The organism is Ramlibacter agri (genome assembly GCF_012927085.1).
Classification (GTDB): domain Bacteria; phylum Pseudomonadota; class Gammaproteobacteria; order Burkholderiales; family Burkholderiaceae_C; genus Ramlibacter; species Ramlibacter agri.
This window is the reverse complement of sequence record NZ_JABBFX010000001.1, coordinates 1,800,777-1,814,437: the sequence shown is the minus strand read 5'-3', so window position 1 is coordinate 1,814,437 and position 13,661 is coordinate 1,800,777. Positions and strand designations below refer to the sequence as shown.

At 69.0% G+C, this 13,661-nt stretch carries 16 protein-coding genes; 9 read left to right on the top strand and 7 right to left on the bottom strand.

The window, feature by feature from the left end:
* Positions 1-19 precede the first annotated feature (19 nt).
* The 6 genes from HHL11_RS08770 to HHL11_RS08745 all read left to right on the top strand — a co-directional run bounded on the left by HHL11_RS08770 (position 20) and on the right by HHL11_RS08745 (position 5,436).
* Positions 20-1,615 carry a SulP family inorganic anion transporter gene (locus tag HHL11_RS08770; protein WP_425355206.1) on the top strand — a complete coding sequence of 532 codons (1,596 nt, stop codon included), beginning with the start codon at positions 20-22 and terminating at the stop codon, positions 1,613-1,615.
* Between the two features lie 56 nt (positions 1,616-1,671).
* Positions 1,672-1,899 (top strand): DUF3460 family protein, encoded by a 228-nt coding sequence (locus tag HHL11_RS08765; RefSeq protein ID WP_169418018.1) that lies wholly within the window; start codon positions 1,672-1,674, stop codon positions 1,897-1,899.
* 16 nt (positions 1,900-1,915) lie between these two features.
* The gene (locus HHL11_RS08760; RefSeq protein ID WP_169418017.1) at positions 1,916-2,776 is read left to right on the top strand and encodes a segregation and condensation protein A; all 861 of its coding nucleotides are present in this window, start codon (positions 1,916-1,918) and stop codon (positions 2,774-2,776) included.
* A 115-nt stretch (positions 2,777-2,891) separates the two neighbouring features.
* Complete coding sequence (gene nadB / locus HHL11_RS08755) at positions 2,892-4,472, top strand: L-aspartate oxidase (RefSeq protein WP_169418016.1); 1,581 nt, start codon at positions 2,892-2,894, stop codon at positions 4,470-4,472.
* 35 nt (positions 4,473-4,507) lie between these two features.
* Positions 4,508-4,648 (top strand): hypothetical protein, encoded by a 141-nt coding sequence (locus HHL11_RS08750; protein ID WP_169418015.1) that lies wholly within the window; start codon positions 4,508-4,510, stop codon positions 4,646-4,648.
* 80 nt (positions 4,649-4,728) lie between these two features.
* Complete coding sequence (locus tag HHL11_RS08745) at positions 4,729-5,436, top strand: hypothetical protein (RefSeq protein WP_169418014.1); 708 nt, start codon at positions 4,729-4,731, stop codon at positions 5,434-5,436.
* 7 nt (positions 5,437-5,443) lie between these two features.
* On the opposite strand, the gene HHL11_RS08740 is transcribed toward HHL11_RS08745, so the two are convergent.
* The 3 genes from HHL11_RS08740 to nadC are packed head-to-tail and all read right to left on the bottom strand — an operon-like array spanning position 5,444 to position 9,501.
* Positions 5,444-7,465 (bottom strand): acyltransferase family protein, encoded by a 2,022-nt coding sequence (locus HHL11_RS08740; protein WP_169418013.1) that lies wholly within the window; start codon positions 7,463-7,465, stop codon positions 5,444-5,446.
* Positions 7,466-7,522: 57 nt separating this feature from the next.
* Positions 7,523-8,641 (bottom strand): quinolinate synthase NadA, encoded by a 1,119-nt coding sequence (nadA, locus tag HHL11_RS08735; RefSeq protein WP_169418012.1) that lies wholly within the window; start codon positions 8,639-8,641, stop codon positions 7,523-7,525.
* Positions 8,638-9,501 carry a carboxylating nicotinate-nucleotide diphosphorylase gene (gene nadC / locus HHL11_RS08730; protein ID WP_169418011.1) on the bottom strand — a complete coding sequence of 288 codons (864 nt, stop codon included), beginning with the start codon at positions 9,499-9,501 and terminating at the stop codon, positions 8,638-8,640. Before nadC ends, nadA begins: the two co-directional genes overlap by 4 nt.
* A 69-nt stretch (positions 9,502-9,570) precedes the next feature.
* Between nadC and HHL11_RS08725 the strand changes: the two genes are divergently transcribed.
* Together HHL11_RS08725 and HHL11_RS08720 are read left to right on the top strand one after the other, a co-directional pair.
* A complete protein-coding gene (locus HHL11_RS08725; RefSeq protein WP_169418010.1) occupies positions 9,571-9,969 on the top strand; it encodes a PaaI family thioesterase in 399 nt (132 codons plus the stop codon).
* Positions 9,970-10,015: 46 nt separating this feature from the next.
* On the top strand, positions 10,016-10,336 hold the full coding sequence (locus HHL11_RS08720; protein ID WP_169418009.1) for a thioredoxin family protein: 321 nt from the start codon (positions 10,016-10,018) through the stop codon (positions 10,334-10,336).
* Between the two features lie 146 nt (positions 10,337-10,482).
* On the opposite strand, the gene HHL11_RS08715 is transcribed toward HHL11_RS08720, so the two are convergent.
* From HHL11_RS08715 to HHL11_RS08700, 4 genes are all read right to left on the bottom strand, one after another.
* Positions 10,483-11,475: an NAD(P)H-dependent glycerol-3-phosphate dehydrogenase gene (locus HHL11_RS08715; RefSeq protein WP_169418008.1), complete on the bottom strand. Its 993-nt coding sequence runs from the start codon at positions 11,473-11,475 to the stop codon at positions 10,483-10,485.
* Positions 11,476-11,482: 7 nt separating this feature from the next.
* Entirely contained in the window at positions 11,483-11,947 is a 465-nt protein-coding gene (secB, locus tag HHL11_RS08710) for a protein-export chaperone SecB (RefSeq protein WP_169418007.1), read from the bottom strand.
* A gap of 103 nt (positions 11,948-12,050) precedes the next feature.
* Entirely contained in the window at positions 12,051-12,317 is a 267-nt protein-coding gene (gene grxC / locus HHL11_RS08705) for a glutaredoxin 3 (RefSeq protein ID WP_169418006.1), read from the bottom strand.
* A 20-nt stretch (positions 12,318-12,337) separates the two neighbouring features.
* On the bottom strand, positions 12,338-12,745 hold the full coding sequence (locus HHL11_RS08700; RefSeq protein ID WP_169419965.1) for a rhodanese-like domain-containing protein: 408 nt from the start codon (positions 12,743-12,745) through the stop codon (positions 12,338-12,340).
* A 97-nt stretch (positions 12,746-12,842) separates the two neighbouring features.
* On the opposite strand from HHL11_RS08700, the gene gpmA reads away from it, so the two are divergent.
* Complete coding sequence (gpmA, locus tag HHL11_RS08695) at positions 12,843-13,589, top strand: 2,3-diphosphoglycerate-dependent phosphoglycerate mutase (RefSeq protein WP_169418005.1); 747 nt, start codon at positions 12,843-12,845, stop codon at positions 13,587-13,589.
* The last annotated feature ends 72 nt before the right edge of the window (positions 13,590-13,661 follow it).

Genomic DNA, 13,661 nt, shown 5'->3' with positions numbered 1-13,661 from the left:
TCCAGTCTGACTTCCGGAGATTTCCTTGCCCCCAACATTTACCTTCCGTCCGCGGCTGCTGGACGCCTTGCGCGGCTACGACCGTGCCCGTTTCGCGCGTGACCTGGGCGCCGGCCTCACCGTCGGCGTCGTCGCGCTGCCGCTGGCCATGGCCTTTGCCATCGCCTCCGGCCTGAAGCCCGAGGCGGGCCTGTGGACCGCCATCCTCGCCGGCCTGGTGATCTCGCTGTTCGGGGGCTCCAGCGTGCAGATCGGCGGCCCCGCCGGCGCTTTCATCGTCATCGTCTACGGCATCCTGCAGCGCCATGGCCTGGCCAACCTGATGATCGCCACCGCCTGCGCCGGCGTCTTGCTGTTCGTGCTGGGCGCGCTGAAGCTGGGGCGGCTGGTGCGCTACGTGCCACTGTCCATCGTGGTCGGCTTCACCAATGGCATCGCGGTGCTGATCGCCGCCTCGCAGATCAAGGACTGGCTCGGGCTGGCCATTCCCAAGATGCCGGCCGACTTCTTCGCCCAGTTGCAGGCGATGGCCGCGAACATCGGCAGCTTCAATCCCTACGCCTTCGGGCTCGGCCTCGCCTGCGTGGCCTTCCTGTTCGCGTGGCCGCGGCGCTGGCAGGCGCGCGTGCCGGGCGCCGTCGTGGCGCTGGTGGCGCTGACCTTCGTCGCCTGGTCCCTCAGCCTGCCGGTGGAGACCATCGGCAGCCGCTTCGGCAGCATCCCGCGCGGCCTGCCCGCCTTCACGCTGCCGGCGTTTTCCTGGGTGACAGTGAAGGAACTGGTCTCCCCGATCATCACCATCGCCCTGCTCGGGGCCATCGAGTCGCTGCTGTGCGCCCGGGTGGCCGACCAGCTCTCGAACCTGCCGCGGCACGACCCCAACCAGGAGCTGATGGCGCAGGGCATCGCCAACGTCGTCACGCCCTTCTTCGGCGGCATGCCGGCCACCGGCACCATCGCCCGCACCGTCACCAACATCCGGGCCGGCGCCACCTCGCCGGTCGCCGGCGTGATCCACGCCCTGACGCTGGCCGGAATCGTGCTGGTGGCCGGCCCGCTGGCGCTGCTGGTGCCCTTGCCGGTGCTGGCCGGCATCCTGTTCTTCGTTGCCTGGAACATGGGCGAATGGCGCGAGTTCGCCCACCTGGGGCGCTACAGCCACGACTACCGGCTGAAGATGCTGGGCACCTTCGCGCTGACCGTGGTGTTCGACCTGACCGTCGCCATGGAGGTGGGGCTGGTGGCGGCCTGCGTGCTGTTCATCCGGCGAATGAGCTCGCTGTTCCGGGTGGAGCCGGTGCCGGGCGCCGAGGGCGAGCTGCGCTACCGCCTGTACGGGTCGCTGTTCTTCGGCGCCACGGCCAAGATCGACCCCATCGTGCAGGCCGTGGAAACCGGCCCGCGGGCGCCAGCGGTGGTGCTGGACGCCCTGCACATGGTGCACCTGGACACCTCGGGGCTGGACGCCCTGCGCCAGCTGCACAAGGTGGTGCTGCTGCGCGACGGCTCGCTGCGCATCGAAAACCTGCACGAGCAGCCGCTGGAGGCCATCGCCCGGGCCGGTTTCGCCGGGGAACTGGCCCGGCACCAGGCTTCGGAGGAGGTGGCGGCCTAGCCCCCACCCCGGCCCTCCCCCAGAGAGGGAGGGAGCCCGCCTGTAAAATCCCGGCCATGTCCTTCCTGCAACGCATCTTCCGCCGGCCCGACTACCGGTCCGACGTCACCCAGTTCATCGACAAGATGAAGGTGGAAAAGCCGGACCTGGAGGCGCAGCAGCGCCTCGGCCGGTCGATCTGGTGGGACAAGCACCTGGACCGCGAGGCGCTGGACGAGTACCAGGCCGCCCGCGTGGCCCAGAAGCCGTACGTGTACGGCGACGATCCGCGCCACCCGCGCTGAGCGCCGCCCCCGCCTGATGGACAGCAGCAACAGCGGCGACGCCGTCCTGCCCGAAGCGCCGGCCGACGAGGTAACCGGCCTGCCGGGCGTGATCGACCAGGTCGCCCTGGCCCGCCTGTACGGCGAGCCGCTGTTCGCCATGCCGCAGGATCTCTACATCCCCCCGGATGCGCTGGAGATCTTCCTGGAGGCCTTCGAGGGGCCGCTGGACCTGCTGCTGTACCTGATCCGCAAGCAGAACTTCAACATCCTCGACATCCCGATGGCGGCGGTGACCCGCCAGTACCTGGTCTACGTCGAGGAGATCCGCACTCGCAACCTGGAGCTGGCGGCGGAATACCTGCTGATGGCGGCGATGCTGATCGAGATCAAGTCGCGCACCCTGCTGCCGCCCAAGAAGACGGCCGAGGGCGAGGAAGCCGAGGACCCGCGGGCCGAGCTGGTGCGCCGCCTGCTCGAATACGAGCAGATGAAGGCCGCGGCCTTCCACCTGAATGAAATGCCGCAGCTGGGGCGCGACGTGTTGCGCGCCCAGGTCTACATCGAGCAGTCGCTGCAGCCGCGCTTCCCGGACGTCGAGGTCTCCGACCTGCAGGAAGCCTGGCGCGACATCCTGCGCCGCGCCAAGCTGGTCCAGCACCACAAGATCACGCGCGAAGAGCTGTCGGTGCGCGAGCACATGACGATGGTCCTGAAGAAGCTGCAGGGCCGCAAGTTCGTGCCCTTCGAGGAACTGTTCGAGACCGGCAAGGGCGTGCCCGTCCTCGTGGTGACCTTCATCGCCACGCTCGAACTGGCCAAGGAAACGCTGATCGAGCTGACCCAGGCCGAAGCCTACGCGCCGATCTACGTGCGTCTCGCCTACCAGCCCGCGTGATGGCTCCCCCGAAGCGGCCTGCGGCCGCCTCCCCCTCAAGGGGGCGCCCTCAGCGGCCCGGCAAAGCCGGTTCCGCGAGGGCACTGGCAAAATCCAGCCATCCTCTGGAGCTGAATTGAACACTCGCGATTTCGACGTGCTCATCGTCGGCAGCGGCCTCGCCGGCCTGTCCGTCGCCCTGCACCTCGCACCCACCCACCGCGTCGCGGTCCTCACCAAGCGCGCCATGAGCGACGGCTCCAGCGGCTGGGCGCAGGGCGGCATCGCCGCCGTCACCGACCCCAGCGACAGCTTCGAGTCGCACGTGCAGGACACCTTCGTGGCCGGCGCCGGCCTCAACGACCCGGCCGCCACCCGCTTCGTGGTGGAACACGCGCCCGAGAGCGTGGAGTGGCTGCGCGAACTGGGCGTGCCCTTCTCGCTGGAGGACGGCCACCTGCACCTGACGCGCGAAGGCGGCCACAGCGCGCGCCGCATCGTGCACGTCACCGACGCCACCGGCGCCGCCGTGCAGCAGACGCTGATCGAGCGGGTGAAGCGCACGCCCAACATCACGGTGCTGGAAGACCACATGCTGGTAGACCTGGTCTGGTCCGGCAAGCTGGGCCAGCAGCCGAACCGCTGCGTCGGACTGTACGCGCTGGACGAACAGGCCGACGAGGTCGTCACCTTCCGCGCGCCCCACACCATCCTGGCCACCGGCGGCGCCGGCAAGGTCTACCTGTACACGACCAATCCGGATACCGCGACCGGCGACGGCATCGCCGCCGCCTGGCGCGCCGGCTGCCGCGTGACGAACATGGAGTTCATCCAGTTCCACCCGACCTGCCTGTACCACCCGCACGTCAAGAACTTCCTGATCTCGGAGGCGGTGCGCGGCGAAGGCGGCCGCCTGCTGCTGCCGGACGGCACGCGCTTCATGGCCAACCACGACGAGCGCCTGGAACTGGCGCCGCGCGACGTGGTGGCGCGCGCCATCGACTTCGAGATGAAGAAGCACGGCCTGGACTGCGTGCTGCTGGACATCTCGCACCAGCCGCGCGAGTTCATCCTCGCGCACTTCCCGAACATCCACGCGCGCTGCCTGGAGCTGGGCATCGACATCACGCGCCAGCCGATCCCGGTGGTGCCGGCTGCGCACTACACCTGCGGCGGCGTGCACAGCGACCTGCAGGGCCGCACCGACCTGCCCGGGCTGCACGCCATCGGCGAGACCGCCTACACCGGCCTGCACGGCGCCAACCGGCTGGCCAGCAACTCGCTGGTGGAGTGCATGGTGTTCGCCCGCTCGGCCGCCGCCGACATCCTGGCGACGCCGCTGCCGCCGCCGCCCGCGGTGCCGGCCTGGGACGTAAGCCGCGTCACCGATGCCGACGAGGCGGTCGTCATCTCGCACAACTGGGACGAGCTGCGCCGCTTCATGTGGGACTACGTGGGCATCGTCCGCACCAACAAGCGCCTGGAGCGCGCGGCACACCGCATCCAGCTGCTGCAGGGCGAGATCCAGGAGTTCTACGGCTCCTTCCACGTCAGCCGCGACCTGCTGGAACTGCGCAACCTGGTGACCGTGGCCGACCTGATCGTGCGCTCGGCGCAGTCGCGGCACGAAAGCCGCGGGTTGCATTTCAGCCGCGACTATCCGCAGATGGCGGAGGTGGCGGTGCCGACGACTTTGAAGCCCTTCTCCGCGGCGTAGTACGCTCAGCGGTACTACAACGAGGAGGAGATCCGATGATGATCCTGCAGCGGGACGCGATCATGCTGGGCAAGGACGTGGCCGCGTGGCTGCCCTATGCCGTGAATTCGCACGGCGTGGCCACACCGGCGGCACCGCCCGTCGCCGCGCCGCAGCCGGCCGACGCCGCGCAGTAGCCCCTGCGCCACCGGGCGCTTCGCAAACCGGCGGCTTTGTGGCACCTTTGCGGCTCGCCATGCATGCAAGCAGGACCGCCATGCGCCCCTACCTCGCCACTCTCTCCCTCTGCGCCCTCGCGCTGGCCGCGCCTGCCGCGCGGGCCATGGAATTCCACACGGTCGGCGACACGCTGGTCCTTTCGGGTCCCGTAGACGGCGGCGACCTCGCGCGGCTGCGCGACCACATGGCCGATGCGCACTTCAAGCTGGTGCTGCTGCACGAAAGCCCGGGAGGCGACCTCTTCAACGGCTACCAGATCGCCAACTGGGTGCGCTCGGAACACCTGGCCACCGCGGTGTCCGGCAAGTGCGAATCGGCCTGCGCGCTGATCTTCCTGGGCGGCGTGGAGCGCTCCTTCAGCGACGGCCGGCCGCTGGGCGAGACCATGGTCGGCCTGCATGGCGCCTTCCACTACGAGACGCACCAGCCCCTGCCGGAGCTGAGCCCGCGCATGGCCTACGTGATCAAGACGATGACGGACGGCAAGTACCCGCCGGACCTGCTGAAGCGCACGGTGTACCCGCTGCACCCCGACAACCTGGTCTACGCCTTCCACCCGCTGCGCTTCGAGAGCGGGCCGAAGCGCGGCGTGATGGAGTGCCAGAAGCAGACCGACGGCGACTTCAAGTGCGCGATGCTCGACGGCCTCGACGCGATCAAGATCGGCGTGGTGACGAATCCCGAGATCCTGGCGCTGCCGGCGGAGGTGAAGGACGTGCTCCAGCGGCTGGACCGCGCGCCCTGAAGCGCCCTCACTCCCTCCCGGCTGGCGACGGACTCGCGAGTTGTGCGTTGAGAAAGGCGCCGATGCGCGTTGCCGCCAGCGCGGAGATGTGGTCGGTATAGCTGTAAAGCGCGCCTTCCTTGTCCTGCGACCGGCAGGTGCCATGGACCATGTCGCACAGGAAGGGCAACGTGTCCACGACGGTGACCCGATCCGGCGCCAGTTTGCGCACTTGCTGCAGCATGCGCAGGTAGGGCTCCGACAGTTCCCGGTGCCGCTGCACCGTGATCTGGCAGTGCTGCGGGACCGGCGACGCGAACGACTCGACCATGCCCTGGAGCACGCCAAAGCGCAGCGGCAACAGGCACTGGGCCGGATCCGGCAGCGTGGGGTTGTCGACGAGGAGAACGACCTTCTTGCCCGCGCGCAACAATTCCGCGGCGACGCTGCGCAGGCCATCGCGCGCGACCGCGTGATTGGAGTTGGCGCGCAAGTCCTTGATCGTGTCCTCCCGCTTGAGCCGATAGAGGCTGCGCGTGGCCGTGGCGATCACCACCGTTTCGACCTGAGGATTGCGAGCGACGGCGTCCAGGGCGACGCGCAGCGCGACCTGGTTGCGGCGATATTGCGGCAGGTCCGACACCACGGGTACGACCGAGGAATGTTCCCGTGTGCCACCGACGAACAGCCACCGCCCGGCCGGCGAGGAAGTCCGCACGAGGCCATCGAACAGGGCTTCGGCCTTGCTGTCGCCGAGCAGGGCGAAACGCTGCGGCCCGCGCGAATCATGCAGGCAACGCAGCACCTCGCCGCGTGCGCTCGGCTCGGCCAGCCCGCAGCCTTCGGCCAGGACCGGATCGTGGTCCAGCTGGAAGCCGGGGCGCTCCGGGATCAAGCTTGCCCGTCCGCTGTCCTGCAGCACCGCGGGAAAGTTCGCCAGGTGCAGCGCCATCACGGCAACGAACGCCATCGCCAGGGCCAAGCCCCAGGCCTTCTGCACGCTGCGCCCTGGCGATCGCACGGGACGCTCCACGAATCGCCACGTCAGCCACGCCAGCAGGAAGCTCGCGCCGACAAGCAGGAGCATGCCAGGCCAGCCAGGCTCCGCGTTGAAGAGCAGCCGCGCGAACGCAAGCACGGGCCAATGCCACAGGTAGAGCGGATAGCTGATGCCGCCCACCCAGGTCATGGCCCGATTCGAGAGCAACAGGCGATTCAGCGGCGCATCGGCACCTGCGGCGATCACCAGCGTCGCCCCGGCCACGGGCAGCAGCGCCCAGGCGCCGGGGAAAGCCAGTTCCGGATGCAGCAGCAGCGCGCTCAAGGCCAGCAGGACGAAGCCAGCCGCGGAAAGGTGGGCAGCACGCGGCTTCAGTGCCTGGGTCCAGCCCTCGCGTTCAGCCACGGCGAGCAGCGCTCCCGCGAGCAGTTCCCACACCCGGTACAGCGGCACGTAGAAGGCCATCTCGGGGTCGCGCTGCACCACGATGATCCCCGCCACCAGGCTCGCGGCCAGCAGCAGCAGGGTACCGCTTCGCACCGCGCGCCACCGCAGCAGCACCGAAAGGACCAGCGGCCAGGCGAGGTAAAACTGCTCCTCGACCCCCAGGCTCCAGAGGTGCGCAAGGGGCTTGGATTCGATCGCGGCGTCGAAGTAGCCCGCCTCGCCCCAGAGGCGCAGGTTCGAGAAGAATCCCGCACCGGCCAGCACGTGCGAAGCAAGCCGGTCACGTTCCTCCGCGTACATGCAGGCCAGGCCGGCCAGCATGGCGGCCATGAGAACCAGGCATAGCGCCGGGAAGATCCGGCGCACGCGGGCCGCGTAGAACGCGCCGATGGACAAGCCACCGCCGGCCTGCATCGCAAGCAGGATCCGCGTGATCAGGTAGCCGGAGATGACGAAGAAGACGTCGACGCCGGCGAAGCCCGCGGGCAGGATCCCTGGGAAGAAATGGAAGCCGACGACGGCCAGGATGGCGACGGCACGCAAGCCGTCGATATCGGCACGCCAAGCCGGCGCACGCGCCGTTCCCCCAATCGCCGGAACCATTGTTCTAGTACCGTCCGCCCTCTTGCGGACCAGTCTAGCGCGCAGCGCCTTGCGGGATTACGCTGCCCCGATGTTCGGCACCAACGCACCCGCCGGACGGCCATCCTTCAGCGCCGCCGTGAACGCCAGCATGCGGTCGACCGGAACCCGTGCGCGCTCGGCGATGGCCGGGTCGACGAACACCTCGTTCGCGCCCGTCTCCAGCACGTGCGCCAGCCCGGCCAGCCCGTTCATGGCCATCCACGGGCAATGCGCGCAGCTCTTGCAAGTGGCGCTGTTGCCGGCGGTGGGCGCCTCGATGAACACCTTGCCCGGGTTCAGCGTGCGCAGCTTGTGCATCATGCCGTTGTCGGTGGCGACGATGAACTCGCGCGCATCCATCTCGCGCGCCGCCTTCAGGATGCCGGAGGTCGAGCCCACCGCGTCGGCCAGCGCCACCACGTCCGGCGGCGACTCGGGGTGCACGAGCACCTTGGCCTTCGGGTACTGCTTCTTCAGGTCCTCCAGCTCGAAGGCCTTGAACTCGTCGTGCACGATGCAGGAGCCGTTCCAGAACACCATGTCGGCGCCGGTCTCGCGCTGGATGTAGCTGCCCAGGTGCTTGTCGGGCGCCCACAGGATCTTGTGGCCCTTGTCCTTCAGCGCGCGGACGATGTCCAGCGCGCAGCTGGAGGTGACCAGCCAGTCCGAGCGCGCCTTCACGGCGGCGCTGGTGTTGGCGTACACGACGATGGTGCGGTCCGGGTGCTGGCTGCAGAAGCGGTCGAACTCGTCGACCGGGCAGCCCAGGTCCAGCGAGCAGGTCGCGTCCATGTCGGGCATCAGCACGCGCTTTTCCGGCGACAGGATCTTGGCCGACTCGCCCATGAACTTGACGCCGGACACCACCAGCGTCTGCGCCGGGTGGTCGCGGCCGAAGCGCGCCATCTCCAGCGAATCGCTGACGATGCCGCCGGTCTCTTCGGCCAGGTCCTGCAGGTCCGGGTGCACGTAGAAGTGCGACACCATGACCGCGTTGCGCTCCTTCAGCAGGCGCTTGATGCGTTCCTTCAGCGCCGTGCGTTCGGCCGGCGACGGCTCCTCGGGCACGCGCGCCCAGGCGTGCCGCGTGTCGCAGGCGTTGCCGGGCAGCGGGTGCTCGTACTCGATGTCCTTCAGGGGGATGACTGCATTCATAACTCTTGGAGGCGCATGGAGAAGTCCGTGGCCTTCACGTCTTTGGTCAGGGTGCCGATGGAGATGCGGTCGACGCCGGTCTCGGCGTAGGGGCGCAGATTGTCCAGCGTGACGCCGCCGGAGATCTCCAGCACGGCGCGCCCGGCGTTGATGCGGGCGGCTTCACGCAAGGTCGGCAGGTCCATATTGTCCAGGAGGACCATCTTCGCGCCGGCGGCCAGCGCTTCCTGCAGCTGCTCCAGCGTCTCCACCTCGATCTGGATGAAGGTGGCCTGGGCGGCCGCTTGCTCCGCCGCCTGCAGGACGGCGGTGACGCCACCGGCCGCGGCGATGTGGTTTTCCTTGATCAGGACGGCGTCGTACAGGCCGATGCGGTGGTTGCTGCCGCCACCAGTGCGCACGGCGTACTTCTGCGCCAGCCGCAGGCCGGGGATCGTCTTGCGCGTGTCGACGATCTGCGCCTTCGTGCCCCGCACTGCCTCGACATAGCTCGCCGTCTTGGTTGCCACGCCGCTCAGGAGCTGCAGGAAGTTGAGGATGGTGCGTTCGACCGTCAGCAGCGAGCGGGCGCTTCCTTCCACCTCCAGCACCACCTGGTCGGCGGCGCAGCGCTGGCCTTCGGCGACCAGCCAGCGCACCTTCAACCCGGGGTCGACCTGGCGCAGGGTGGCCTCGACCCAGGGGCCGCCGCAGATCACGGCGCTTTCGCGCGCCAGCACGCGGGCGCGGACACGCCGCCCCGCCGGCACCAGGGCCGCGGTCAGGTCGCCGCCGCCCACGTCTTCCGCCAGCGCACGGGCGGCGTCGGTCCGCGCGAGCTCCTCGATGGCCGAGGGAGAAAAATCGAACAGTGCGCTCATGGGCGAAAGCATAGCCGCTCGCAGGTTCCACATTTGGCACGGGGGTTAGCCAGCGGTACATTGCGCGGCATGGACGCCGAGCAACTGCAGAAGATCCTGGAACCGCTCTTCCCCGGCCTCATGGGCGTGCGGCTGGTGGAAGCGACACCGACGCGCGTGACGGCCACCATGCTGGTGCGGCCGGACCTGTGCACCACCGGCGGCGCGCTGCATGGCGGCGCCCACATGGCTTTCGCCGACACGCTGGGCGCGGTGGGCACCTTCCTGAACCTGCCGCCCGGCAAGCGCACGACCACCACCGATTCCTCCACCAAGTTCATCGGCGGGGCCGCGGTCAACACCACGGTCACGGCCGAAAGCGTGGCCCTGCACCGCGGGCGCACCACGCAGGTGTGGCAGACCACCATCCGCAACGAAGCGGGCAAGCTCTGCTCCGTAGTGACGCAGACCCAGCTGGTGCTGGATTAGGCGGCCGCTGACGGCAGCCCTTTCCGCTTCGGCCGACAATGGCTGCATGAACACCACCCCTGCCTCGACGGAGCCCAGCCGCGCCGAAGTGGACGCCCTCGCCGGCGCGACCGTCCTCGAGTTCGGCACCGGCTGGTGCGGCTGGTGCCGCGGCGCCCAGCCGCTGATCGCCGCGGCTTTCGCGGGCCAGCCCGACCTGCGCCACCTGAAGGTCGAGGACGGCCCGGGCAAGCCGCTCGGGCGCAGCTTCCGCGTCAAGCTCTGGCCGACCCTCGTGTTCCTGAAGGACGGGCAGGAAGTGACGCGGGTCGTGCGCCCTGGCGACGAGCAGGCGATCCGCGACGGCCTGGCGAAGATCGTCAATTGACCGCGAAGCAGTAGAGCCCCCCCCCGCCCCCGGTCGACTTCAAGGCCTCCATGCCGCAGCCGCGCGTCGGATGCGAGGAGTTCCACGGGAGACGGAAGCTCCCCAGGAAACAGCGGGAACAAACGGGCTTCGCCCGTCGTTGCGCCTCAGGGGGATTCCGGCGTCGGCCCGCGCTGCATCAGCGCCGCGACCGCCTGCTCCGGACGCAAGCGGCCATCCAGCAGGTCGACCACGGCGCCCGCGATCGGCATCTCGACGCCCAGCCGCGCGGCGCGCTCCACCACGGTGTGCGCGCAGTAGACGCCTTCGGCCACGTGGCCCAGCGAATCCACCGCCTGCTGCAGGCTCAGGCCCTCGGCCAGCAACAGGCCGACCCGCCGGTTGCGGCTCAGGTCGCCGGTCGCAGTGAGCACCAGGTCGCCCAGGCCGGACAAGCCCATGAACGTGTCCGCCCGCGCGCCCAAGGCGGCGCCCAGGCGGGTCATCTCCGCGAGTCCGCGGGTGATGAGCGCCGCGCGGGCATTCAGGCCCAGCGCCAGGCCGTCGCACAGGCCGGTGGCGATGGCCAGCACGTTCTTCACGGCACCGCCCACTTCCACGCCCGGCAGGTCCTCGTTGGCGTAGATGCGCATGGCCGGCCCGTGGAAGGCCGCGACCAGCGCGTCGCGCACGGCGGCGGATTCGCTGGCCGCCACCAGCGCGCTGGGTTGGCCGCGCGCCACCTCCTGCGCGAAGCTGGGCCCACTGAGGGCGCCGCCCGCGAGGGCAGGCGCCACTTCGGCCCGGATCTCGTGGCCCAGGAGCCCGGTGCCGGACTCGAAGCCCTTGCACAACCAGGCCACCGGCCGCGCGCAGTCGCGCAGCGCGATGAGCATGGCCCGCAGCCCCGCCATCGGCGAGGCCACGATCACGAGTTCATGGGAAGCGGCCAGCGCGGCGAGCCCGCTCTCGGGCCCGTCCTGCACGCGCACGCCGGCCGGCAGCCGCAGCCCCCGCAGGTACTTGCGGTTCTCGCCGGCAGCGGCGATGGCGGCGGCCTGGTCCGGGTCGCGCGCCCACAGGGTGACGCGGTGGCGCTCCCCCGCGCTGATGGCCAGCGCCGTGCCCCAGGCACCGGCCCCGAGCACGAGGATGTCCATGGGCCGATCAGGCCTTGGTGATGATCGGCGAGGCGGCCGGCTGCTGCTGCTGCGCCTGCTGCTGCTCGTACATGGCCTGGAAGTTGATCTCGGCCAGGTGCACCGGCGGGAAGCCGGCGCGCGTCACGATGTCGGACACGTTGGCGCGCAGGTAGGGGTAGACGATCTGCGGGCAGGCGATGCCCATGATGGCCTGCATCTGGTCCTGCGGGATGTTGCGGATCTCGAAGATGCCGGCCTGCTTCACTTCGACCAGGAACACGGTGCGGTCCTTGATCTTGGTGGTGACGGTCGCGGCCACGGCCACTTCGTACATGCCGTCGGCGGCCTGCTGCGCTTCCACGCCCAGCTGGATGTCCACGGTGGGCTGCTCCTGCTCCAGCAGGATGGCGGGGGAATTCGGCTGCTCCAGCGAAGCCTCCTTCATGTAGACGCGCTGGATCTGGAACACGGGATCGTTGTTGTCGGCCATGGCCTGCCTTTCGGTGCGGAATGAAAAAGCCCGGCCGGAACGAATGCTCCGGGCGGGCTCGGTGCAGCCGGCGATTATCTCAGGCCGGCGGAGTGCGTCTGGCTCAGGCGGCGGCGCCGTTCAGCAAGGGCATCAGCCCGCCGCGGCCGTCCAGCGCGATCAGGTCGTCGCAGCCGCCGACATGCGTCTCGCCGATGAAGATCTGCGGCACGGTGCGCCGGCCGGTGATCTCCATCATCTTCGCCCGTTCGTCGGGCTGCATGTCGATGCGGACTTCCTCGATCTTGTCGACCCCCTTGGATTTGAGGATCTGCTTGGCGCGGATGCAGAAGGGGCAGACCGCGGTGGTGTACATCTTGACGTGCTGCATGGGCTCGAGATGGGGGTGGTTCAGGCTTTTTCCAGCGGCAGGTTAGCGTCTTTCCAGGCGCCCAGGCCGCCGGCCAGCACAACAGCCTTGTCGTAGCCCAGGCTTTTCGCGATGCGCTCGGCGCGTTGCGCCCGGCCGCCGCTCTTGCAGACCAGGATGACCGGCAGGGCCTTGTTCTTCACCACCTCGGGCAGGCGCTGTTCCAGTTGGCCCAGCGGGATGTTGCGGGCGCCGGCCACGTGGCCGGCGGCGAACTCCTCGGTCTCGCAGACGTCGACGATCACCGCCCTTTCGCGGTTCATCATCTGCACGGCGTCGTTCGGGCTCAGGCCACCGCGGGTGCCCTTGCTCACCACGGGCCAGATCAGCATGCCGCCAGAGACGACGGCGATCAGCACGAGCGACCAGTTGTGGATCAAAAACGGCAGCGGATTCATTTCAACCTTTCTTCCAGGCCCGGCAAGATTCCGGGCAACCCCGGATTCTAGAATGCCGGGTTTCCCCCTGACCTGAACCCTGCCCGCCATGCACAAGCTCGTCCTCATTCGCCACGGCGAATCCACCTGGAACCTGGAAAACCGCTTCACCGGCTGGACTGACGTGGACCTGACTCCCGCCGGCCTGCAGCAGGCCATTTCGGCCGGCAAGCTGCTGAAGCAGGAAGGCTGGGATTTCGACCTCTGCTACACCAGCGTGCTGAAGCGCGCCACGCGCACGCTGTGGCATGTGCTGGACGAGATGGACCGCACCTGGCTGCCGGTGGTGCATTCGTGGCGCCTCAACGAGCGCCACTACGGCGCGCTGCAAGGCTTGAACAAGGCGGACATGGCCAAGCAATATGGCGACGAGCAGGTGCTGGTCTGGCGCCGCAGCTACGACACGCCGCCGCCGGCGCTGGAGGCGAGCGACCCGCGCAGCGAGCGCGGCGACCGCCGCTACGACAAGCTCAATCCCGAACAGGTGCCGCTGACCGAATGCCTGAAGGACACCGTCGCCCGCGTGCTGCCCTTCTGGAATGAAGCAATGGCGCCCGCCATCCGCTCGGGCAAGCGCGTCGTCGTGTCGGCCCACGGCAACTCGATCCGCGCGCTGGTGAAGTACCTCGATGGCATCTCCGACCAGGACATCGTGGGGCTGAACATCCCCAACGGGATTCCGCTCGTTTACGAACTGGATACGGACCTGAAGCCGCTGCGCCACTACTATCTCGGCGACGCTGCGGCAGTGGCCGCCGCCGCGGCCGCAGTCGCGGCCCAGGGCAAGTCCAAGTAAGCGCCGGCGGGGTTTCCCCCTACGTTCCTGTAGGACGGTTGCCCAGGCTTTCCGCGTTTTTTTCACATGCCG